Genomic DNA, 21,207 nt, shown 5'->3' with positions numbered 1-21,207 from the left:
CCTGGTGACGTTACGGGTAGGTATCAGCCCAGGTGGACTCGTTGACGATGGATAAAGGTATGCGTACCATTGTGGATGAACAACGCTCGTTTATTCAATCGTTCGAAGGGGGTTGCCAATGCATTATCCCGAAACCGTATACCGTCCGCCGCAGGAGGCCTACAACCCGCTGCTGCCCGTGACCAACGGCTGCAGCCATAACAAATGCAAGTTCTGCAGCATGTACAAGGACGTGAAATTCGAGGTCCTGCCGCTGGAGATTGTGGAGGAGGACCTGCGCGAGCTCGCCCAGCAGTTTCCGGACGCCACGCGCATGCATTTTCTGGGTGGCAACGCGTTCTGCCTGCCGTACCACCGCCTGGTGGAGCGCATCGAGCTCGTGAACAGGATCATGCCGAACATCCGACACATCAACATGATGGCGCGCGTGACGGACATAATTAGGAAAACCCCTGAACAGCTGGTGGATTTGAAGAACCGCGGGGTCGATTTCCTGTATGTCGGGCACGAGTCCGGCGACGACGAGGTGCTGGCCCGGGTGAACAAGGGTTGCACGTCGGCGGACATTCTGGAGCAGTGCGGCAAGCTTGACGACGCGGGCATCGACTACTTCTTCACGTTCCTGAACGGCGTGGGCGGACGCGAACTGTCGCACCAGCACGCCGTGAACTCGGCCAAGGTGTTCAACCAGCTCAAATGCACGAAGCTGGGGTCAGGGTCGCTGACGCTGTTCCCGGATACGCAGTTGTACGCCGAAAAGCAGGCGGGCCTGTTTACGGACATGACCGAAAAGGAGCGTGCCGAAGAGTTCTACACGTTCTTGGAGCACGTGGACAGGCCGTGCGACGTGAATTGCCACCACACGTCGGTCATCCCCGTGTTCGGGCATTTTCCAGAGGACAAGCCGGAAATCATGGCGGAGCTTCGCGAAGGCATCGACACCATAGACGAGGAGCTGCAAAAGCTGCATCGCAATATCATCCACGTGCTGTAGGGCCTCGCAAGACTCTGAGCGTGGAACGATTCCGGGCCTGATGGGCTCGGCCGATAGCATGAAACGGGCCGCAGGGTTTCCATCCTGCGGCCCGTTGTGTTCGCGACTCGTTTCTACCAGGAGAATACCTGGCCGACGGGGGCGGAAATGCACAGGTCGGCCTGCTTGTCGCGCGGGGTGGGGGACATGTTCACGATGGCCAGGTGGCTGCCCTTGAAGTAATCGATCAGGCCTGCCGCGGGGTACACGGCGAGCGAAGTTCCCGCGATGACCAGCAGATCCGCCGACGCGATGGCCATAAGCGAGCGCATCATGATGTCGTTGTCCAGCGGCTCCTCGTAGAGCACCACGTCGGGTTTGATGATGCCGCCGCACTTCTTGCAGTGGGGGACGCCGTTGCTGCTGGCCGCGCGGTGTGCGAGCATCTCGTCTAAGCTGTAGGGCTCGTGGCAGTCCTCGCAGAAGTTGCGCAGGGTGCTGCCGTGCAGCTCCAACACGTTCTTGCTGCCGGCCTTCTGGTGCAAGCCGTCGATGTTCTGGGTGATGACCGCCGAAAGCGTACCGCGCGCTTCGAGCTCCGCCAGCTTCAGATGCGCTGGGTTCGGCTCGGCGTCGGGGGCGATCATACGGTCGCAGTAGAACTCGAAGAAGCTGGCCGTATGCTGCACGAAATACGAGTGGGAGACCATATCCTCAGGCGGGATGGGATATTTCTGGGCGTACAGGCCGTTGGGACTCCGGAAATCGGGGATGCCGCTTTCGGTGGAGACGCCGGCACCGCCGAAAAACACCATGCCTCCCGGCTTGCAATCGTCAATCCATGTGCGCAGCGTTTCGATGTCCGTTGCCATTGCGACTCCCTCCAACGTCCGTTTAATTCACCCGTCCATTGTACGCCTCGCAGCGGGACAGCGGGGACGGAGCCCTTTGTCCCGTTTGTGTGTCAGTAGGGACGTTTCCTTTTGACTCATTTTTGTGTCAGCGGGGACGCATCTTTGGGATGGGACAAAGGGGACGGGGGTGCGGGCAAAAGGCTCCCGCCCCGTCCGTGGCGTCCCGTCGTCCCGCCGGCTGGACGGGACAAAGGGCCGTCCCCATTGTCCCGGGTTTGACGGGCGGTCTGAGTAGTTGTACATATATGTACAACACATAATGTCGCTGCCCTGTCGCTGCGTTTGGGCGCGAAATGTTCGAAGGAGGCCGTCGTGGATGATGCCATGGTGACCGGCCGCATGCCGGCAGACAAGAAAACCGAAGGGAATGCCATATTGGGTCAGGCCGGACTCAACGCGTCGCAAGCGGTGAATCTGCTATACGACCGGCTTATCGAAGAGCATGACGCCGGCTTTCTGACCGAGCGAACGCCATCGGCCAACGAGTGGAAGGTCGCGGCCCGGTTTGTTGATGCCTTGGCGGCACCTGAACCCATCGAAACGCCCTTCGACGGAATGACGCGTGGAGAAATCAAGCTGCATCGGTTCCTCACGCGAGAGCAGGGGTAGCCATGGCCAAGCAGAAGCTGCTCTTGGACACGAACATCATTGTGGACTTCCTGAACCGAAGGGAACCCTGGTTTGAGGACGCACGGTTGCTCATGATCTGCGGACGGGTGGGCGAATTCAGCCTATGGATATCATCGTCGCAGGTAACCGACCTGGTTTACATCGTGTCCCAAGGAGGTCGCAAGGACCTTGTCCCCCAAACCCTCGAACGGCTCCGATATCTTCGGACGTTCGTGAACGTGGTTCCCGTGTCGGACGCCGATGTCGATCGGATACTTGCTACGTCATGGTCCGACCCTGAAGATGCGTTGCTCGTAGACCTGGCGCTTAAAATCAGGGCTGATGCCGTGATCTCACGAGACGCAGTGCTGCGGGAAACGGACTTGCTTCCCGCGTATGATTGCGGCGGGTTTTTCGACATGCTAAGGCGCGATTACGGGGTCGACTACGACGAAATCTTGCAATAAAAAGTGGGACAAAGGGGACTGTCCCCCTTGTCCCACAAATAAACGCGGGTATGGAATGCGTGGCGGTTAGGCTCGGGAGTCTTCCGGGTCGTTCAGGATGCCCTCAAGGGTTCGCCAGCCCAGCTCGGCGCACTTCACGCGGGCAGGCATGCGGGCGATGGATTCCAGCTCGGCGGCTTCGTCAAGGTCCTCGCGATCCTGCTCGGACAGGGGCTTGCCCTGCACCATGCCGATGAACAGCCCGCACAAGCGCTGGGCCTCTTCGACGGTTTCGCCGGTGATCAGGTCGGCCATCATGTCGGCGGACGCCTGGCTCACGGCGCAGCCATGACCGGTGAAGGCGGCCTCTTCGATAACGCCGTCCTCGATGCGCAGCGACAGAACCATTTCGTCGCCGCAGCTGGGATTGATGCCCTCGTGCGAATGCGTGGGGTCATCCATCTCGTACTTATAATCAGGATGGGCGTGGTGGTCCATCAGCGCAGTGGTATAAATGCTAGGCATTGAACATCCCCCAAACGGTGTTGAGCCCATGGATGAGCTTTTCGATATCCTGCGCATCATTGTAGAACGCAAATGACGCTCTGCAACAAGAATCCACGCCAAGCCACGACAAAAGCGGCTGTGCGCAGTGGTGACCGGCGCGGATGGCCACATCTTCGGTGTCCAGAATGCCGGCCACATCATGCGGATGGATGTCCTTGACGTTGAAGCTGACCACGCCGTGATGCTTCGCCGGGTCGTCCGGGCCGATGATCTCCACGAAGGGAAGCTCGGCCAGGCGCTTCATGCACTCCTCGACCAAAGCGGCCTCGCGGGCTTGAATGGCGTCGAACCCGATGGATTCCACATAGGTGATGGCAGCGTCGGTGGCGTAGATGCCCGCTGCGTCCTGGGTGCCGGCTTCGAACTTCTCAGGCACGGATGCCCAGGAGGCGTCGGTTTCCGTCACGGCGTCGATCATCTCGCCGCCGGTCAGAAAGGGAGGCATGGCCTCCAGCAGGTTCTTCTTACCCCACAGCACGCCGATGCCCATGGGTCCGAACAGCTTGTGGGCCGAGAACACGTAGAAGTCGCAGCCCAGGTCGGCCACGTCCACCTTCATGTGGGGCACGGCCTGTGCACCGTCGACGATCATATAGGCGCCGACCGCATGGGCCGCTGCGCAGATCTTCTTCACGGGGTTTTCCACGCCCAGCACGTTGGACACTTGCATGACCGAGACGATGCGGGTGTTCTTGCCGATCTTCGAGGCAATTTCCTCGTCGGTAATCAAGCCTTGGTCGTCGGGGCGCATGTACACCAGCTTGGCGCCGGTCTCGCGGCACACCTGCTGCCAGGGGATGAGGTTGCTGTGGTGCTCCATGATGGAGATGCACACCTCGTCGCCGGGCTTCAGGATAGTGGGCGCGAACGCTTTGGCCAGTATGTTCAGAGCCTCGGACGTGTTGCGGCAGAACACGATGTCCTTGGGGTCGTCGGCGTTGATGAACTCGCAGATGTGCTTGCGGGCCCCGTTGATGGCCAAGGTGGCTTCCGCAGACAGCTTGTAGAGGCCTCGCAAAGCGTTGGCGTTCAGCGTCTGGTAAAACTCCATCTGCGCGTTGATGACGGCCGCGGGACGTTGGGCCGTGGCGGCCGTATCGATGAACGCCAGCTGCGGGTTGTTGGCTAGCAGCGGAAAGTCCTGCTTATAAGGGTTGGTGTGGATATCGACTGCAGACACGGTTTACTCCCCAATTTCTTCGAATTCGCCGAGAAGGGCCTTGCCCAGACGAGCTACGCCAGCTGCAATCTGGTCGTCCGTGGCGTAGATGGCCGCACGCTCGAGCTGGGCGCGGATGAACATGTCTTCCGCCTGCTCCGGCGACAGGCCGCGGCTGCCCAGGTAGAAGAGCTGCTCGGGCTGGATATGGCCGATGGTGGCGCCATGGTTGCCCTGCACGTCGTCTTCGGAGCACAGGATAATGGGCACCGTCAGGTTGTGGGCGCGATCGTCGGTGATCAGCACTGTTTCCACTTCGTGGCCCACGGCGCCCTTCGCGCCCTTGATCAGGTCGATGGTGCCGCGCAGGTTCTTGTAGCTGGCGTCGGCCAGAACGCCCTGGGCGTTGAGTTCGCAGGTGGTGCGAACGCCGTGGTGACGCAGGACGTAGTTGAAGTCGATCTCATTCTCGTCGTGGCCCAGGTAGTGGGTCTGCACGTCGATGTCGGCCTGCTTGCCGCGCAGGTCGCCGGCCATGCCTACGTAGGCGTTCTTGCCGGCTAGCACGGTGTGGACCACTTCGACGCGGGCGTCGTCGTCCACCATGTAGCCTTCGTCATCCATGGTGATCCAGTCGTTGTCGACGGTCTGCACCGTGGTGATGCCCACGCGGGAGCGGGCGCCTGCGAACACGCGCAGGGTGGCGCCGATCGCGCCGGTGCCGGCTTCGGGGGTGTCGAAGGCGATGACCACGTCGATTTCGCTATCCGGGGCTGCGACCACGTCGATGGCCGCGGCGTTCAGGGCGCCGTCGATGCCGTCGATATGCAGGGTTGCCTTGGCGCCGGTCTGGCCGGGCTGGGTGGCGATGACCGTGGGGGCGCCGGCTGCTTCCAGCAGGAAGGCGTGGGTGTCGTTGCCCATGCCGGTCTCGAAGGTGGCGGCCACGTCCTCTTCGGCCTCGGCGGCTGCCGCGGCGATCTGGTAATTGGAATAGGCGGTATCGTCCAGGCTGGTGGCGGGCTTGCCGGCCAGGGGGACGCGGGGACCGGCGGCTGCCAGTGCAGCTTCGAAGCGCTCCTGCATCTCGCCCATGGCGAGTTCGAAGGCGCCTTCGTCGGCGATCAGTGCTGCGTCGACGTCCATGGCCACAGAGCATACCTGCTCCAGGCCCTCGGGCAGTTCGACGTCGGTGTCGTTCATCTTCAGGCGGTGCCACGTAGGAGCGGGCATCGCGTTGACGTGTTGCAAGGTGATGGCGTCCATGCTAACCAATCGCTCCTTCCATCTCGAGCTTGATCAGGTTGTTCATTTCGACTGCGTACTCAAGCGGCAGCTCCTTGGACACGGGGTCCGCAAAGCCGTTGACGATCATGGTACGGGCCTCTTCCTCGGGGATTCCGCGGCTCATCAGGTAGAAGATGGTTTCGTCGCCGATGCGGCCGATGGTTGCCTCGTGGCCCACATCGATGTCCTTGCAGCGGATGTCCATGGCGGGAATGGTGTCGGAACGGCTGATGTCGTCAAGCATGAGCGATTGGCAGGAGACGGTTGCGGCCGATCCGTGGGCGTTTTCGGTGGCCACGACGGAGCTGCGGAACGTGGAAACGCCGCCGTCCTTGGAGATGGACTTGGTCTCGACGGCTGCCGAGGTGTCGGGCGCGGCCATGACGACTTTGCAGCCCGTGTCCAGGTTCTGGCCTGCGCCGGCGAAGGTGATGCCGGTGAAGGTGGAGGTGGAGCGGGCGCCCGCCAGGATGGACATGGGGTAGAGGTAACCCACGTGGCTGCCGAAAGAGCCGCTGATCCATTCGATGGAGCCGCCCTCGTCGCAGATGGAGCGCTTGGTATTCAGGTTGTACATATTCTTCGACCAGTTCTCGATGGTCGAGTAGCGAAGGTGTGCGTTTTTGCCAATGAACAGCTCCACAGCGCCTGCGTGCAGGTTGGCCACGTTGTACTTCGGGGCAGAGCAGCCTTCGATGAAGTGCAGGTCGGCGTCGTCTTCGACGATGATGAGCGTATGTTCGAACTGGCCGGCGCCGGAAGCGTTCAGGCGGAAGTAGCTCTGCAGCGGGTAGTCCAGCTTGACGCCCTTAGGCACGTAGACGAAGGAGCCGCCGGACCACACGGCGCCGTGCAGGGCCGCGAACTTGTGGTCGGTGGGCGGAATCAGCGTCATGAACTTCTCTTTGATGAGGTCGGCGTAGGGGCCGTCCAGGGCTTCTTCGATGCCGGAGTAGACGATGCCCATCTGGGATGCCGCATCCTGCATGCTGTGGTAGACCAGCTCGGAGTCGTACTGGGCGCCGACGCCTGCCAGGTAGGTGCGTTCGGCCTCGGGGATGCCCAGGCGCTCGAAGGTGTTCTTGATGTCGTCGGGTACGCTGTCCCAGTCGGCGCGCTGGTCGGTGTTGGGCTTGACGTAGGTGACGATGTGATCCATGTCCAAGCCATCGATGGCGGGGCCCCAATCGGACACCGGCATCTGGTTGTAGATCTCGAGCGACTTCAGGCGATGCTCAAGCATCCACTGGGGCTCGTTCTTGCGTTCGGAGATTTCCCGAACGATATCGGGGGTCAGGCCTTCAGCGACGCGCTCGAAGCCTTCTTCGCCGTAGCGGAAGTCGTACATCGAACGGTCGATATCGGCGACCTCGGTCCTTTTCTTTGCCATGGAAACGCCTCCCTTTACGCGTTTTCGGCGTTGGCCTTGAGCGCAGCGAGAAGCTCGCAATCGTGCGCTGCCGCTTCGGCTTCGATGTCGGAGAACTGGTCGAAGCCCTGCTCGTCGATGGATTCCACCAGGCTGGCGGGGCCTTCGGCGACCATGTGGCCCGTCATCATGACATGGACGCGGTCGATGTTGAGGTGCTCCAGGATGCGGGTGTTGTGGGTGATGACCAGCAGCGTACCGTTGCAGCGGCGACGGTATGCCTCCATGCCGCGGGACACGACAGACAGCGCGTCGACGTCAAGGCCGGAGTCGGTTTCGTCCAGAATGGCCAGCTTGGGCTGCAGGAGCAGCAGCTGAAGCATTTCGACCTTCTTCTTCTCGCCGCCGGAGAAGCCGACGCCCAGCTCGCGGTCGAGGTAGTCGGGGTTCATGTCCAGCTCTTCGGCGAGCTCCTGCAGATGCTTGCGGAACTGCTTGCCCTTGAGTTCCTTCTCGGCGCGGCCGGCCATGGACGCGCGCAGGAAGCTGGACAGGGGCACGCCGGGGATTTCCACCGGAGCCTGGAAGCTCAAGAACAGGCCGGCGCGGGAGCGCTTGTCAGGGGACAGCTCGGTGATGTCCTGTCCGTCGAACACGATGGAACCGCCGTTGACGGTGTAGACGGGATTGCCCATGACCACGTGGCCGAACGTGGATTTGCCGGCGCCGTTGGGACCCATCAGCACGTGGGTTTCACCGGCGTTGAGGGACAGGTCGACGTTCTTCAGGATCGGTTTGTCGTCGACGGAGGCGAACAGCTCCGTCACGTTCAACAGTGGTTCAGACATTGTGGGAAGCCTTTCTCGCAAGCCAATTTAAATCCTATTAAAATTCTAGGATTAAGATACTTGTCTTTCCAATTAAGTCAACCCTACAGTCAACCAACGTAGGCGTGACCGCGCTTGCGCGAGCTGCGGAAAGTGGCGTCGGCCATGAACAAATGGCGGAGCACCCTTTCCACTTTGGGCCATTTCTCCTCGGCCCGCTTGACCCTGAACAGGTACGCGTACCAGTTCAGATATGACTGCAGGTTCTTGACGTCCATGCCGACGTAGCCGTGCAGGTAGCGCCTGATCCAGGAGCACAGGTTGTTCACCATCGCCATCTTCTCGAGGTACTCCGGGTCCTTCGTGTCGGCCTTGTAGGGCCGGTCGACGCCCTTCACGGCCTTCACCAGCGACTTGTGGGACTTCTCCATGTCGTGGAAGATCTCGGAGCCCTCGGCGATGCTGGCCTGCAGCGCGTCCTTGATGCGCCTGGCCGAGGGCTTGCCGTGGCCGCAGCGCACGGCGACCACGTTCTTGTGGACGTCGATCGCGACCGCTATGCAGACCTTGTCCTTGCTCAGGCCCCTCTTCGGCCTCCAGCCCGGGCCTCCCTTCAGGTCGGAGTCCGTGACGTACATCTCGTCTATCCAGACCTTGTCCCGCAGGACGATGCGGTCCTGGTAGCCGTCTATCGTGCTCATGACCCGGTGGCGCCACTCCCAGGCCGTCTGGTGCGACATCCCGCAGAGCTCCGCCGCAGCGTCGAGCTGCACGTTGTAGCACATGAGGCGGATGAAGAGGACCCATGCGGACAGGGGCTTCTTCGAGGATTCGAATATCGTGCCGGCCAACGACGTGTACTTGCGACCGCAGTCGCGGCATTCCCAGAACCTGCGGCCGGCACCCGTGCGGCCTCGGCCGACGGTCTCGCCGGAACCGCATCTCGGGCACGGGGGCCGGGGCCTCCACTCGTCGGCAGCCTCGTCGTAATCTCCGACGCCGACGGACTCGCGGCACCTTCTCGTCTCGACGGCCTCTTGCAAGAGCGCGAAATCGCCCTCATCGAGGGCGTTGACCCGCTTCGCGAACGGGTTCGTACGGGTGGACATGGCGGTATCCCATCCGCCCAGGCGCCCATCCGATCGGGATCGTCGCCAAACAATGGACCGGATGGGCACCTGGGCTGATCATTGTTTGGCTCCGCCATTATAGCCTTTTGCACAGCACGGCGGCCGACTGCTCGGGAGTGCCTAGCATGCCTACGTTGGTTGACTGTAGGATAAGTCAATATATAGTTTCAAAAGTCATAGTAAATTTGTCGGAATTTAAACCCCTGTTCAGAGGGGTTAGGTCAGATTGAAGTTTAAGCGGACACGTACGGGAGTGGCCGCGTCCGACGCATGGATAGAAAGGGGGTCGAAGGATGCTTGTTTCCACCAAGGGCCGGTATGCGATGCGCTTGATGACCGACGTGGCTCGGTACCAGTGTCTGGGCCCCGTGCCGTTGCGCGATGTGGCTGAACGCGAGAACATCTCCGTGAAGTATTTGGAACAGCTGGCACGTCCGTTGGTTCATTCCGATTTGCTGCACAGCACCCGCGGCAAGGGCGGCGGCTACCGTCTGACGCGCCCTGCATCCGAGATCAAGGCCGGCGACATCCTGCGCGCGGCTGAAGGCACCACGATTCCTGTGGCATGCAACGGCCTGCTTGAGGATTGCCCCCGCACCACGGAATGCGCGTCCATCAACTTCTGGGTCGGCCTCGACCGCGTCATCGAGGACTACGTCGACGCAGTTACGCTGGCAGACATCATCGTGGAATAGGCTCGCGTGCACATCCGCTGTTCGCGGCGGGCGGAACGGAGCCGCCTCTGCGTAACGCTGCGGCAACGACTTAGGGAATTGACGATTCCATCACCCAAAACGGACTTCCATTGGGTACCATGAACCCGTGCGGCCGACAGACCGTATATATGCGTGTGTATGCATGGGGGTAGGGAAAGGAACGGCCATGAGCGAAACTGCAGACGATGCCCTCTTTGCGGGGTCGATGCCTGCGACCGCAGGCATCCGCGAACCCTTCGCCACGGCCGACAGGTTGACGCTGCGTACGCGCGAAGGCTGCCCTTACGCCGACATGACTTTCGAAATCCCGTCGGGGCAGGTCACAGCCATCCGAGGTCGCAGCGGCAGCGGCAAAACCGCCCTGCTTCTGACCTTGGCCGGGCGCATGTCCTTCACCGACGGAACATTGACCGTCCTGGGCAGGACGATGCCCAAACAGCGTCGCGTCGTGGCCCGCAACATAGGCATGGGCCTGTTCAAGGGCGTGAACGATCTGCCCGCCAACGCCACGCTGGCTTCGGCCACTTCCGCCGAGTTCTCGCTTCGGGCAAAGGGCGCCTCTTCCGAAAAAGTCCGCGACTACCTGCGCGAATGGGGTTTGTCCGAGGTCGCTTTCGCCTATGTGCGCGACCTGTCCGCCGATCAGCTGGCTATGTTCGGCATTGCGCTTGCCTGCGTGGGCGACCCGCAGGCCATCGTGGTGGACAACATCGAATACGGCCTGATGGAGGCCCATCGTCGTCGCATCATGAATTGCTTGTCCGACATCGCCCATGACCGGGGAATCACCGTGGTCGTCGGGTGCGTGTCTCGGGAACTTTCCGACCAGGCCGACCACGTCATCGTGATGGGCTAGGGGGTACCAATGTTCAAAGGCTTCAAATTCGCCGGCCTGCAGCTCGAAGACGCCTTGGCATCCAAGGGCCTTCGCGCGGCCCTGATCGCCGCTGTGGTCATCCCGTGCTTGCTGGCGGCGTTCTACCTGTTCGCATACAACAACCCCTCCGCCAATCTGGGCAACATTCCGGTGGCGGTGGTCAACAACGACGCCGGCGCCACCATCGGTGACGTCGACCGCAATATGGGTGAGGAGCTTTGCGACACGCTCAGTTCCCGAACCGATGGCATGAACTGGAGTTTCGTTACCGCAGACGAGGCCGAACAGGGCATGCGGGCCGGAACCTACTACATGATTCTAACCATTCCCGAGAACTATTCGGAGCGCATCGCGTCGCTGGATACCAACGACCCCAAGCGCGCGTCCTTCGGAATCACCTACGACCAGTCAAGCAACGCCATGGCCAGCCAGATGGGCAAGGAGGTGTTCAACCGCGTGCTGTCGCAGGTCGACATCGACGTGACCAACCAATATATAGAGATGATGCTGAAGGCCTACGACAAGGCCGGCGATTCCGTTGCGTCCACCGCCACGATGTCGCAGCAGCTTGCCGACGGCGCCAACGCCGCTGTCGAAGGCACCGATGCGCTGGCCCAAGGCATTTCGGCCGTGGGCGAAGGCACCGACGCGCTGGGCGAGGGCCTGAACGCCGTTGCCGAGGGGTCGGAGATGCTGGGCACGGGTCTGACGGCGCTGGCCGACAACGGAGATGTCCTGGTCACAGGCACGTCAGGCATCGCGCAGGGCATTACAGCCATCGGGCAGGGCGCCGAGCCGCTGGCCGAGGGCGCCTATGCGTTGGCGGACGGGCTGAACGCCGCTTCCAGCAGCATGGGCGAGGCCTTGGGAAACAGCGAGATCGACCTGGATGGGGCCCTTGAAACCGCGAACACCGCGTTGAACGGCGACGGCACGCCGGAGAATCCCGGTATGGTGGCCGTGGCCGGCGTGGTGGTCGACGGGCTGAACGACGCCACTGATACGGCCGCAACTGCCGCCGAAGTGGTGGGCGATGCAGCGGCCACCGAGGAGGCTGTCACACAGCAGGCGCTCGAGTCCGCGCAGGAGGCGGCCGACACCGCTGCACAGCTTCGCTCCATTGCCGAAACGACGGAAGATGAAGATACGAAGGCCCAGCTCCTGACGCTGGCCGACAACCTTGATGCCACGGCGGCCACGCTGTCCGCCTCTGCGGAGCAGCTGGGCGCGTCGGCGGCCATCCTGAGCGCGCAGGCCGACCCCGAGGTCAAGCAGTCCCTGGCCGAGCTGGCCGCGAATATGCCGCTGTATTCTGAACAGGCCGGTCAGTACTACACGCAGCTGCAGGGGTTCGCCGAGTCCCTCAACGGCGGCGAGATTGCCCAGATGCTTGCGGGCATCCAGGCGATGACCGACCCCGAGACAGGGCTTGCGGCCCAGCTCGGAGCGGCAGCGCAAGGCATGTCCGGCATCGCCATGGGCATCGAGGCTCTGGGCGAAGGCGCCAATCAGCTGGGGCAGGGAGCGGATGCGTTGTCCCAGGGCATGGGCGTGTACGTGGCGGGCGTCGACGCGGTGGCCGAGAGCGCGGCCGCGATGCCCGAGGGCCTGTACCAGATAGCCGATGCGGCATCGTCCATTTCCACCGGCACCGATGCGCTGGCCGAAGGCGCCTCCGCTGTCGGCGAAGGCCTGGCCATGATTGGCGAGACCAACGAGACCATGGCCGCCGACCTGGAGGAGAACGCGGATGCGCTGCGTACGCCCGACGCGATCATTTCCGAACGGGCCGAGGCGCTGAGCAACCCCGTGAAGATCGAGGAGACCTACTACACGACCACCAAGTCCTATGCCATCGGTATGGCACCTTTCTTCGTGGCGATTGGGTTGTGGGTGGCTGCCATCCTGACATCCTTCGTGCTGCCCGCCCTGAACCGCCGCATGGCGCTGGCAGGTGGCAACCCCGTTTCCGTGGCGCTGTCCGGATACCTTCCCTATGCACTGTTTGCCCTGGTGCAGGCGCTGTTGCTGCTGCTGGTGCTGCAGTATGGGCTGCATCTGAACCCCGACAACGTTCTCGCATACTACGGGTTCGGCTTCGTGGCGGCGCTTGCTTTCGCCGCTATCCTGCAGCTGCTGAGCGCGGCATTCGGCCTGGCAGGGCGCTTATTCGGCATCGTCTGGCTTGCCATCCAGCTGCCCGCGTGCATGGGCACCTTCCCGATAGAGACTGCATCGCCCCTGTTCCAGGCTCTGTCGCCTCTGTCTCCGCTGACCTACCTGGTGGAAGGCATGCGTCAGATCATAACCGGCATCGGCGTCGACCTGGCCATGAACGATGCGGCCGTCCTAGCTGCCCTGGGCGTCGGCGCGTTGGTGCTGACGTCGGTGGTTGCTTGGAGGCGCGGCACCGTCCGCATGTCCGAACTGAAGCCCGATACCACCCCTGTGCTGGTGTAATGCAGGCTTCGGGCAGACCGACCGCGCTTGAACCGTGCTTTTCCAAGGCCTCGGCAATCGCCGGGGCCTTCGTTTCGGGCGGGCTGCAATGCGCGGCTGGTTTCCAAAACGAAGCCGGGCGCCGTGACAAGGGGTGTTTTGCAAATATGGATGTCCCGTCTGCGGTACACGTTGAATCCAGATGCTCTTCTAATATATAAGAGAAGGAAACTCGGAAGGAGGGTGCCATGGAAGAAGCGGTTGAGCTGGATCGCGGGCAGATGCTGCGCGAACGTATCGAAGGCATGCGGCGCGACATCGCGAGCGCGCTGCTGCGCATCGATGAGATAACACTGCAGATAAACCCGCAGATAGAAGCCGATTATGCGGTTAAAATCGGCTGCTACGAGAACGAGCTGCTTCAGGCCCAGATAGCCGCAAGGCGGTCCAAACGCAGGTTGGCGCTTGTCCAGGCGCGCATCAATCGGGGTGAAACGGTGGATGCGCTCGAAATTGAGAATCAGCTCGACGCCGAGCTTGCCGCATGGGAGGCTCAGCTTCAGGCGAGAGTCGACGATTACCTGGAGAAACTCAAGAAGCGCACCCATTCCGAGGCTATGATCGGGCAGGATGCCGAGGAGCTGAAGGCCCTCCATCGCGAGCTGGTCAAACGACTGCATCCCGACCTGCACGGAAACCAGTCCGACCGAGAGCGCCAGTTGTTCGATGTGGCTCAGGCGGCCTTCAAAACCGGCGACTTGGATGTGTTGCGTTCGTTGGAAGCGGCCACGCGGTATTTGGCCAAGCGCGACGTATTGGCGTACGCGACCGAAGACGAGCTTGCTGTCGAATGCGAACTTTTGGAAATTCAGTTGGAAATGACGAAGCGGCGTCTTGAGCAGCTGGAGGCTTCGGCTCCGTACAACCTGCGGGACAAGCTGCGCAACATCGATTGGGTGTGCGCCAGGGTCGACGACATCAGGGCGCGCATTGCAGAGCAGAACAAGGTGAAGAAAGAATACGACAGCAGATGCCACGCGTTAGAGGAGGGCGGCCATGCCGACTGACGAGCAAAAGGGAAACGCGCTTGCGCCGATTGCGTCCACCGAGCTGGGGTCTTTGCTGGATAGCGGTCATGACCTGGGGATACCCATGCCATACGCCAGCCGCATCGTGCTTTTGGAAGAAACGTGCCTGGCGGGCACACGGTTAGTGCACAATGCGGACCAGGTGGCCAAAAAGCTGAAGGAGGGGCAGGAGCTGACCTTGCAGCGCGACGTCGCCAATCTTCGCGATTCGTGGGCCATCCGCGTCATGGCGGGGCAGAACCGTCTGGGCTACGTGTCCGTCGACTGCAACGAGATTCTCGCGCGACTGATGGATGCCGGGAAAAGCCTAGGCGCCCGTTTTGTTCGATACGAAAAGGCCGGCTCGCGGATTTACATGGAGGTGTACCTGGATGACTAAATCACACGCCAGCGCAGATGCTTTCGGCTTTGCCAGCAAGGCCGACGTGCCGGTGTTTGACACGGTTTGCGGCGACGCATCGGGTTCGAACCCTTATCCCGACGTGTGGATAACGGTTCCCGAACGGGATAAAAACGGAGTCTACGCAGGTCGCAGGCGGGTAGGAAGGTATCCCGACCCACACAATCCAGACGGCGATCCATATGGGACCTCGGCGCTCGGCCTTGGTGGTCGCTACTACGATGAAGGGATGGAATGCATCGATGCCGCCGACCATGAACGGCGCATCGACTGCTTCCGGGCCGCGGAGCTGCTCTATCTGCACGCGGCCATGAAACATAACGCGTACGCATTCCTGTGCCTGGGCTATGTGTACAGCTACAACCGCTGCGAAGGCCGTTTCTACGAGGCGAACGAACCGGCTGGCATCGGCCCGCTCGGGGCGGGTGAGCCGTTCTCCCGTGAGCGCAGGGCGTTTGAATGCCTGGAGGTTGCGGCCGATTCGGGGCTGGCCGAAGGCTGCTACAAGCTGGGCGATTTGTACAAGCGCGGCATGGGATGCGAGCCGAGCGACAAGAAGGCCTTCGACTGTTACCTGCGCGCTTCTAAACTGGCCGAAGCGGACGGTCCCGTCGTCTGGGGCAGTATCGGGTTTCGGCTGGGCGACGCCTACGAGCACGGCCGCGGCTGCAGACAGGACTTTGCGCGCGCCCATGCGTGGTACCGCAAAGCGGTCATCGGGCTGAGAGCGGCCGTCACCAGCGGCGACTGGTACTACGAAGGCGTGCTTGCCCGAGCCGAACAGGGCGTCAAACGCTGCGAGCAGGAACTATCCCTGGCAGACGAATAGCCCTGTCATGCCGCCGTGGATGGGACAAAGGGGACAGCCCCCTTTTGTCCCGTTTTGTGCGGGGGCGGGGGTTCATGCGTTGATTTGGTTAGGCGCGATGGTGCCGTTGATTGGAGCGGTACAATACAAGTTCTTATACGCGTGTCGCGCAACGGCGCGATATCGTTGGATTAAGAAAGGAACGCCTATGTGCGGCATCATCGGATATACAGGAACGCTGCAGGCCAAGGACGTGTTGATCAACGGCCTGAAGCGCATGGAGTACCGCGGATACGACTCCGCTGGCATCGCAGTCCAAAAGAACGGCGCGCTGAGCGTCGTCCACCGCGTGGGCAAGGTGGCGGGCCTCGAGGAAACCGTGGCCTCCATGGACCTGGAAGGCACCTGCGGTGTGGGTCACACCCGCTGGGCCACCCATGGCAAACCCACCGAGGCAAACGCCCATCCCCACACCTCCTGCGCGGGCGACATCGCGGTGGTCCACAACGGCATCATCGAGAACTTCGCCAGCTTGAAAGAGGAGCTCATCGCTGCAGGCCACACCTTCACCAGTGAAACCGATACCGAAGTCGTGGCCCATCTTGTTGAAGAGAACTACGAAGGCGACCTGCTGGCCGCAACCCGCGCGGCCGTGCGCCGTTTGGCGGGCGCTTACGGCATCGCCGTGGTGTGCGAACAGGAGCCGGGCGTCATCATCGCGGCGCGTAAGGACTCTCCCATCATCGTGGGCAAGGGCAAAACCGGCGCGCTGGTCGCTTCCGACATCGTGGCGCTTATCGACGAGACCCGTGACGTGGTCGTGCTCGAAGACGACACCTTCGCCAAGCTGCAATGCAAGGACGGCGAAACCACCATCGACTACTACGACCTGTACGGCAACCCCGTCGAGGTCGAGGCCATCCATGTGGACTGGGATATTTCCGCAGCTGAAAAGGGCGGTTATCCCGACTTCATGCTGAAGGAGATCTACGACCAGCCCCGCACCGTGCGCGATACGCTGGCCGGGCGCCTGGTCAACGGCCATCTGCAGTTCGACGAGCTGGCGCTGACCCCTGAGGAGCTTGCCGCCATCGACCGCGTGTACATCATCGCGTGCGGTACCAGCTACCATGCGGGCCTTATCGCGAAGAACCTGATCGAGATGTGGAGCCGCATCCCCTGCGAGGTGGAAGTGGCGTCCGAATTCCGCTACCGCAATCCCATCATCACGCCGTCCACCCTGGTCGTGGCCGTATCGCAGTCCGGCGAGACCGCCGACACGCTGGCCGCCATCCGCGATGCCCGCATCAAGGGCGCCAAGGTGTTCGGCATCACCAACGTGGTGGGCAGCCCGGTGGCCCGCGAAAGCGACGGCGTCATCTACATCAAGGCGAACAAGGAAATCGCTGTGGCCGCAACCAAGAGCTTCTTGGGCCAGGTGGCTGCATTGACCATGCTCGCCATGCTGTTGGGCCAGATCAAGGGCGGCCTGACAACGGCCCAGATTCGCATGCTCTTCCGCGAGCTTGCCGACACGGCGTTGCAGATCGAGCAGATTCTTGCCGACACCTCGGCAATCGACGAAGCCGCTGCGGCCTGCAAGGACGCCACGAGTGCGCTGTTCATCGGGCGTGGCATCGGCGCGACCATCTGCTACGAAGGCGCTCTCAAGCTGAAGGAGATTTCTTACCTGCACGCCGAGGCCTACGCGGCGGGCGAGATGAAACACGGTCCTATCGCGCTGCTTCACGAGGGCTTCCCGGTCATCGCGGTTGCAACCAAGAGCCCCACGTATGACAAGGTGGTTTCCAACATCCAGGAGAGCAAGGCCCGCGGCGCGCTCATCGTGGCCATCGCCACCGAAGGCGACGAGGACATTAAGAAGCACGCCGATTACGTGATCTACGTTCCGAAGGTCCGTGACTGCTTCAGCGCCATCACGGCCAGCGTGCCTTTGCAGCTGTTCGCCCGTAGCATCGCGCTTTTGCGCGGGTGCGACGTGGACCAGCCTCGCAACCTGGCCAAATCCGTCACGGTGGAATAGGGAAGTCATATGCCGGTCGGTCTGGGTGTCGACATAGTCGAGATTGAGCGGATGCGCAAGATTCTTGCGCGCACGCCATCGTTCGCGCGCAAGGTGTTCACCGAGGATGAACAAGCGTACTGCAACAGCAAGGCGAATCCAGCGCAGCATTACGCCGCCCGCTTCGCGGCCAAGGAGGCTGTGGGCAAGGCGCTCGGCGTGGGCATCATGGCCGACGGGCTTCGGGTGCAGGACGTGGAGGTGGTTCGCGATTTCCGCGGGCACCCGGCTGTCAAACTCCATGGCCGTGCGGTGGAAATCGCCCGCGAGCGGGGCGTTGTCGACATCCCGTTGTCGTTGTCTTTCACGCAGGAGGTGGCCGTGGCCAACGCCGTGGCCATCACCCGCGACTCCCAGGCGGAGCGGGAAAAGCGCCGCGACGTGAAGGCCGAGCTTGCGGGCCAGTTCAAGGAGCTGCGCGGCATGCTGGACGATCTGAGCGTATCCACGGCCAAGGCGGCGACGGAAGCGACGGCTTCATCCCCGGCTCCGAAACCGCCCGCGCTTGACGAGGAGGCCGAATTGCCGCCGGTCGACGAGGCCGACAAAGATGCACAGTAGTCGCGGTGCAAATGGGCGTCACCCGACCCAAGTCTGTTGACGTTTTTTCACTTGCGGGTTGGGCGTGATAAGGTATATTCGATAAGGAGTGCTGGCAGTTCGGCAATGTGTCGGCGAAGGAGGACCAAGTGTCGGGCAACATCAGAATCACCCTGCTCGATTCGCGTGAAGAGCTTGGCCACGGCGGCGGCCCCAATTCGGGGCTGTTGGTGGCGGGCCTCGTCATGGCGATGCTCGGCGTCGTATGCGTCTTCCGTCCCATAGGCACCATGACCTTCGCCACGTATCTGGCAGCCGGCGGGTTTTTGCTTGTGGGCATCACCATGCTGGTCGCGTACATCAGGACCCGCAATACGCTGTTTGCCCAGGACACGGCCTCGCTTTGGAGCTGTTTGCTGGTTTTGCTGGTGGGCGTTGCCCTGATAGCCCATCCGTTGATAGGCATCAAACTGGTCGCTGCCGTTACGGCGGTCGCGCTGGTGGTGTCGGGCATTTTCCAGATTCTCATCGGTCTGCAGCTCGGCCTGCTGGAAAGCCGCATCGGAACGGCGTCCGGCATCGTGGGTCTGCTCATGATCATCATCGGCATCATCACGTTCGTCAAGCCCGAATGGATTACCATAATGGGCGGCATTTTCGCCATCGCCTACGGCGTGCTGCTGATCATCAGCTCGCTGCCGCAAGAAGAACGTATGAACGGCAGCTGGCATTAGCGCCGACCGTCGACTCGCCCCACGTCTCGGGGTATCATTTCCAATACATTTGAATTCTCGGGCCCGGCCCTGTTTTGAGGAGTGCACATGGAACAGACCAGTTTGTTCGACGCCGACGAATCCGCGGCAACCGTCAGCGATGTGAAGGCCCGCATCGACGCGTTGCGTAAGGAAATCGAACACCACACCTATCTGTATTACGCCAAGGACGCTCCTGAGATTTCGGACGCGGCATTTGACTCGCTCATGCGCGAGCTGCGCGAGCTGGAACTGGCGAATCCCCAGTACATCGACCCTACCAGCCCCACGCAACGCGTCGGCGGCTACGTGGGCGAGCAGTTCAGCCCCGTGCGCCACGCCGTGCGCATGTATTCGCTGGACAACGCCATGGGTCTCGATGAGCTGGACGAATGGTTGGCCCGCACGCTGGAGGCCATCGGGCACCCGGTGCAGTTTTGCTGCGAGCTGAAGATTGACGGCTCGTCTATCGCGCTGACCTACGAGGCGGGCGTGTTGACGAAGGCGGCTACCCGCGGCGACGGCACCACGGGCGAAGACGTGACGGTGAACATGCGAACCGTGCGCGACATCCCGCTGCGCCTGCGGGACGACGGCATGGCCGGGCTGCGGGATTCGGACGCCAGCATCGAGGTGCGCGGCGAAGTGTACATGCCCAAGAGCAGCTTCGAGAAACTGAACGCGGCCGCCGAGGCCACCGGCAAGCAGGGCTTCGCCAACCCGCGCAACGCGGCGGCGGGCTCGCTGCGCCAGAAGGATCCGAAGATCACTCAGAACCGCGATTTGGCAACGTTCCTGTACGCCATTGCCGACGACGCCCCGATTCGTGCGGAATCCCAGAATGACCTGCTGGAATGGTTGCGCGACTGCGGCTTTCACGTCAATCCGGACGTCAAGCTGTGCGACACGCCGCAGGAAGTGCACGACTTCTGCGAGCAAGTGGCCGAAAAGCGAGACAGCCTGCCGTACGGCATCGACGGCGTGGTGGTGAAGGTGAACGATTTCGCCACCCAGCGGGATATGGGCTTTACGGCCCGTGCGCCGCGCTGGGCCATCGCGTACAAGTTCCCGCCGGAGGAGAAGACCACCGTCATGCACGACATCACCGTGCAGGTGGGTCGCACCGGCGCCTGCACGCCCGTGGCGGAGCTCGACCCTGTGCTGGTGGATGGTTCCACTGTGGCCCGCGCCACGCTGCACAATCTGGACGAGGTGCGCCGCAAGGACGTGCGCATCGGCGACACGGTTATCGTGCGCAAGGCCGGCGACGTGATTCCCGAGATTCTGGGGCCGGTGCTTTCGCTGCGCCCCGAAGGCGCGAAACCTTGGGAGATGCCCGCCACCTGCCCGAGCTGCGGTAGCCCCCTGGTTCGCGAAGAGGGCGAGGCCGCCTTCCGCTGCGTGTCCATCGACTGCCCGGCGCAAGCCATGGAGCGCCTGATCCACTGGGCCAGCCGCGGCGCCATGGACATCGACGGCATGGGTGACGAAATTGTCGCGCGCCTGGTGGAGTCCGGGCGCGTGCTGGACGTGGCCGACTACTACAACCTGACGGAATACGACCTGGCCACGCTGGAAACGGGCCGCATCAACAAGGAGGGCGAGCCCATCCATCTGGGCGGCACCATCGCGGCCAAGCTTATGGCGTCGCTGGAGGCGTCGAAGTCCCGCACCTTCGCCCGCGTGCTGTTCGGTTTGGGCATTCGCCATGTGGGCAAGACCACCGGCGAGGCCATTGCGGCGGCCTACCCAAGCATGGAGAAGTTGATGAACGCCACCGAGGAGGGCTTGGCCCAGGTGGACGGCATCGGCGCGGTCATCGCGAAGAGCATCGTGACGTTTTTGGCCACCGAGGACAACCGCGAGGTCATCCATAGGCTCGAGCGGGCGGGCGTGACCATGGCCGACGAGGTGAAAGAGAGCGACATCCCCCAGACGCTTGCCGGCATCACGTTCGTGCTGACCGGATCGCTGACGGAAAGCGGCATGACCCGCACCGAGGCAGGCGACCGCCTGAAGGCGATGGGTGCGAAGGTGTCCGGCAGCGTGTCGAAGAAGACCGGCTACGTGGTGGCCGGCGAGGCCGCAGGCAGCAAATACGACAAAGCCGTGCAGCTGGGCGTGCCCGTGCTGACAGAGGCCGAGTTCCTACGCCTGCTGGAGGCGGGGTCGCTGGAGGCGGCGGGGTTGGCGTAGGCGAGCTGCCCGATTCGCCACCTTTGT

The 21,207-nt window shown here is 62.2% G+C and carries 20 protein-coding genes; 13 read left to right on the top strand and 7 right to left on the bottom strand.

Annotated features, from left to right (window positions below; all coding sequences use genetic code 11):
• Positions 1-118: 118 nt before the first annotated feature.
• Positions 119-994, top strand: a complete 876-nt coding sequence (locus tag SHEL_RS13225; protein ID WP_012799782.1) for a radical SAM protein — start codon at positions 119-121, stop codon at positions 992-994.
• A 113-nt stretch (positions 995-1,107) separates the two neighbouring features.
• Here SHEL_RS13225 and SHEL_RS13220 read toward each other — a convergent pair whose 3' ends face one another.
• Positions 1,108-1,845 carry an NAD-dependent protein deacylase gene (locus SHEL_RS13220; protein ID WP_012799781.1) on the bottom strand — a complete coding sequence of 246 codons (738 nt, stop codon included), beginning with the start codon at positions 1,843-1,845 and terminating at the stop codon, positions 1,108-1,110.
• Between the two features lie 354 nt (positions 1,846-2,199).
• Here SHEL_RS13220 and SHEL_RS13215 point away from each other — a divergent pair, with 354 nt between their 5' ends.
• On the top strand, positions 2,200-2,496 hold the full coding sequence (locus tag SHEL_RS13215; RefSeq protein ID WP_012799780.1) for a hypothetical protein: 297 nt from the start codon (positions 2,200-2,202) through the stop codon (positions 2,494-2,496).
• 2 nt (positions 2,497-2,498) lie between these two features.
• A complete protein-coding gene (locus tag SHEL_RS13210) occupies positions 2,499-2,963 on the top strand; it encodes a type II toxin-antitoxin system VapC family toxin (RefSeq protein ID WP_012799779.1) in 465 nt (154 codons plus the stop codon).
• Between the two features lie 66 nt (positions 2,964-3,029).
• Here the strand turns inward: SHEL_RS13210 and sufU are convergent, their stop codons facing one another.
• The 6 genes from sufU to SHEL_RS13180 form a co-directional block, all read right to left on the bottom strand.
• Entirely contained in the window at positions 3,030-3,467 is a 438-nt protein-coding gene (gene sufU, locus SHEL_RS13205) for a Fe-S cluster assembly sulfur transfer protein SufU (RefSeq protein WP_012799778.1), read from the bottom strand.
• The gene (locus SHEL_RS13200; RefSeq protein ID WP_012799777.1) at positions 3,460-4,689 is read right to left on the bottom strand and encodes an aminotransferase class V-fold PLP-dependent enzyme; all 1,230 of its coding nucleotides are present in this window, start codon (positions 4,687-4,689) and stop codon (positions 3,460-3,462) included. Before SHEL_RS13200 ends, sufU begins: the two co-directional genes overlap by 8 nt.
• Before the next feature lie 3 nt (positions 4,690-4,692).
• The gene (locus tag SHEL_RS13195; RefSeq protein ID WP_012799776.1) at positions 4,693-5,934 is read right to left on the bottom strand and encodes a SufB/SufD family protein; all 1,242 of its coding nucleotides are present in this window, start codon (positions 5,932-5,934) and stop codon (positions 4,693-4,695) included.
• Position 5,935: 1 nt separating this feature from the next.
• Complete coding sequence (gene sufB, locus SHEL_RS13190) at positions 5,936-7,345, bottom strand: Fe-S cluster assembly protein SufB (RefSeq protein ID WP_012799775.1); 1,410 nt, start codon at positions 7,343-7,345, stop codon at positions 5,936-5,938.
• Between the two features lie 14 nt (positions 7,346-7,359).
• Positions 7,360-8,172, bottom strand: coding sequence for a Fe-S cluster assembly ATPase SufC (gene sufC, locus SHEL_RS13185; RefSeq protein WP_012799774.1), 813 nt, complete (start codon positions 8,170-8,172; stop codon positions 7,360-7,362).
• Positions 8,173-8,261: 89 nt separating this feature from the next.
• Positions 8,262-9,260 carry an IS1595 family transposase gene (locus tag SHEL_RS13180; protein WP_012797493.1) on the bottom strand — a complete coding sequence of 333 codons (999 nt, stop codon included), beginning with the start codon at positions 9,258-9,260 and terminating at the stop codon, positions 8,262-8,264.
• 314 nt (positions 9,261-9,574) lie between these two features.
• Here SHEL_RS13180 and SHEL_RS13175 point away from each other — a divergent pair, with 314 nt between their 5' ends.
• From SHEL_RS13175 to ligA, 10 genes are all read left to right on the top strand, one after another.
• Positions 9,575-9,976 (top strand): RrF2 family transcriptional regulator, encoded by a 402-nt coding sequence (locus tag SHEL_RS13175; protein WP_012799773.1) that lies wholly within the window; start codon positions 9,575-9,577, stop codon positions 9,974-9,976.
• 187 nt (positions 9,977-10,163) lie between these two features.
• Positions 10,164-10,853: an ATP-binding cassette domain-containing protein gene (locus SHEL_RS13170; protein ID WP_012799772.1), complete on the top strand. Its 690-nt coding sequence runs from the start codon at positions 10,164-10,166 to the stop codon at positions 10,851-10,853.
• 9 nt (positions 10,854-10,862) lie between these two features.
• Complete coding sequence (locus SHEL_RS13165; protein ID WP_012799771.1) at positions 10,863-13,334, top strand: YhgE/Pip domain-containing protein; 2,472 nt, start codon at positions 10,863-10,865, stop codon at positions 13,332-13,334.
• Positions 13,335-13,561: 227 nt separating this feature from the next.
• Complete coding sequence (locus SHEL_RS13160) at positions 13,562-14,380, top strand: molecular chaperone DnaJ (RefSeq protein ID WP_012799770.1); 819 nt, start codon at positions 13,562-13,564, stop codon at positions 14,378-14,380.
• Positions 14,370-14,780: an HIRAN domain-containing protein gene (locus tag SHEL_RS13155; protein WP_012799769.1), complete on the top strand. Its 411-nt coding sequence runs from the start codon at positions 14,370-14,372 to the stop codon at positions 14,778-14,780. Before SHEL_RS13160 ends, SHEL_RS13155 begins: the two co-directional genes overlap by 11 nt.
• On the top strand, positions 14,773-15,630 hold the full coding sequence (locus SHEL_RS14630) for a tetratricopeptide repeat protein (protein WP_083762383.1): 858 nt from the start codon (positions 14,773-14,775) through the stop codon (positions 15,628-15,630). The genes SHEL_RS13155 and SHEL_RS14630 overlap by 8 nt, the downstream gene beginning before the upstream one ends.
• A gap of 187 nt (positions 15,631-15,817) precedes the next feature.
• Complete coding sequence (gene glmS, locus SHEL_RS13145) at positions 15,818-17,653, top strand: glutamine--fructose-6-phosphate transaminase (isomerizing) (RefSeq protein ID WP_012799767.1); 1,836 nt, start codon at positions 15,818-15,820, stop codon at positions 17,651-17,653.
• 9 nt (positions 17,654-17,662) lie between these two features.
• The gene (acpS, locus tag SHEL_RS13140) at positions 17,663-18,253 is read left to right on the top strand and encodes a holo-ACP synthase (protein ID WP_012799766.1); all 591 of its coding nucleotides are present in this window, start codon (positions 17,663-17,665) and stop codon (positions 18,251-18,253) included.
• 128 nt (positions 18,254-18,381) lie between these two features.
• The gene (locus SHEL_RS13135) at positions 18,382-18,966 is read left to right on the top strand and encodes a DUF308 domain-containing protein (RefSeq protein WP_012799765.1); all 585 of its coding nucleotides are present in this window, start codon (positions 18,382-18,384) and stop codon (positions 18,964-18,966) included.
• An 87-nt stretch (positions 18,967-19,053) separates the two neighbouring features.
• Positions 19,054-21,180 carry an NAD-dependent DNA ligase LigA gene (ligA, locus tag SHEL_RS13130; RefSeq protein WP_012799764.1) on the top strand — a complete coding sequence of 709 codons (2,127 nt, stop codon included), beginning with the start codon at positions 19,054-19,056 and terminating at the stop codon, positions 21,178-21,180.
• Positions 21,181-21,207: the final 27 nt, after the last annotated feature.

Source organism: Slackia heliotrinireducens DSM 20476, from assembly GCF_000023885.1.
GTDB lineage: Bacteria > Actinomycetota > Coriobacteriia > Coriobacteriales > Eggerthellaceae > Slackia > Slackia heliotrinireducens.
The sequence above is the reverse complement of the archived record's forward strand: the minus strand, read 5'-3'. Positions and strand labels throughout refer to the sequence as shown.

Bases quoted from the DNA above. Each gene is read 5' to 3' on its own strand.
- SHEL_RS13225 (WP_012799782.1), top strand. From the start codon at position 119: ATGCATTATCCCGAAACCGTATACCGTCCGCCGCAGGAGGCCTACAAC.
- SHEL_RS13220 (WP_012799781.1), bottom strand. From the start codon at position 1,845: ATGGCAACGGACATCGAAACGCTGCGCACATGGATTGACGATTGCAAG.
- SHEL_RS13210 (WP_012799779.1), top strand. From the start codon at position 2,499: ATGGCCAAGCAGAAGCTGCTCTTGGACACGAACATCATTGTGGACTTC.
- sufU (WP_012799778.1), bottom strand. From the start codon at position 3,467: ATGCCTAGCATTTATACCACTGCGCTGATGGACCACCACGCCCATCCT.
- SHEL_RS13195 (WP_012799776.1), bottom strand. From the start codon at position 5,934: ATGGACGCCATCACCTTGCAACACGTCAACGCGATGCCCGCTCCTACG.
- sufB (WP_012799775.1), bottom strand. From the start codon at position 7,345: ATGGCAAAGAAAAGGACCGAGGTCGCCGATATCGACCGTTCGATGTAC.
- sufC (WP_012799774.1), bottom strand. From the start codon at position 8,172: ATGTCTGAACCACTGTTGAACGTGACGGAGCTGTTCGCCTCCGTCGAC.
- SHEL_RS13180 (WP_012797493.1), bottom strand. From the start codon at position 9,260: ATGTCCACCCGTACGAACCCGTTCGCGAAGCGGGTCAACGCCCTCGAT.
- SHEL_RS13175 (WP_012799773.1), top strand. From the start codon at position 9,575: ATGCTTGTTTCCACCAAGGGCCGGTATGCGATGCGCTTGATGACCGAC.
- SHEL_RS13170 (WP_012799772.1), top strand. From the start codon at position 10,164: ATGAGCGAAACTGCAGACGATGCCCTCTTTGCGGGGTCGATGCCTGCG.
- SHEL_RS13165 (WP_012799771.1), top strand. From the start codon at position 10,863: ATGTTCAAAGGCTTCAAATTCGCCGGCCTGCAGCTCGAAGACGCCTTG.
- SHEL_RS13160 (WP_012799770.1), top strand. From the start codon at position 13,562: ATGGAAGAAGCGGTTGAGCTGGATCGCGGGCAGATGCTGCGCGAACGT.
- SHEL_RS13155 (WP_012799769.1), top strand. From the start codon at position 14,370: ATGCCGACTGACGAGCAAAAGGGAAACGCGCTTGCGCCGATTGCGTCC.
- SHEL_RS14630 (WP_083762383.1), top strand. From the start codon at position 14,773: ATGACTAAATCACACGCCAGCGCAGATGCTTTCGGCTTTGCCAGCAAG.
- glmS (WP_012799767.1), top strand. From the start codon at position 15,818: ATGTGCGGCATCATCGGATATACAGGAACGCTGCAGGCCAAGGACGTG.
- acpS (WP_012799766.1), top strand. From the start codon at position 17,663: ATGCCGGTCGGTCTGGGTGTCGACATAGTCGAGATTGAGCGGATGCGC.
- ligA (WP_012799764.1), top strand. From the start codon at position 19,054: ATGGAACAGACCAGTTTGTTCGACGCCGACGAATCCGCGGCAACCGTC.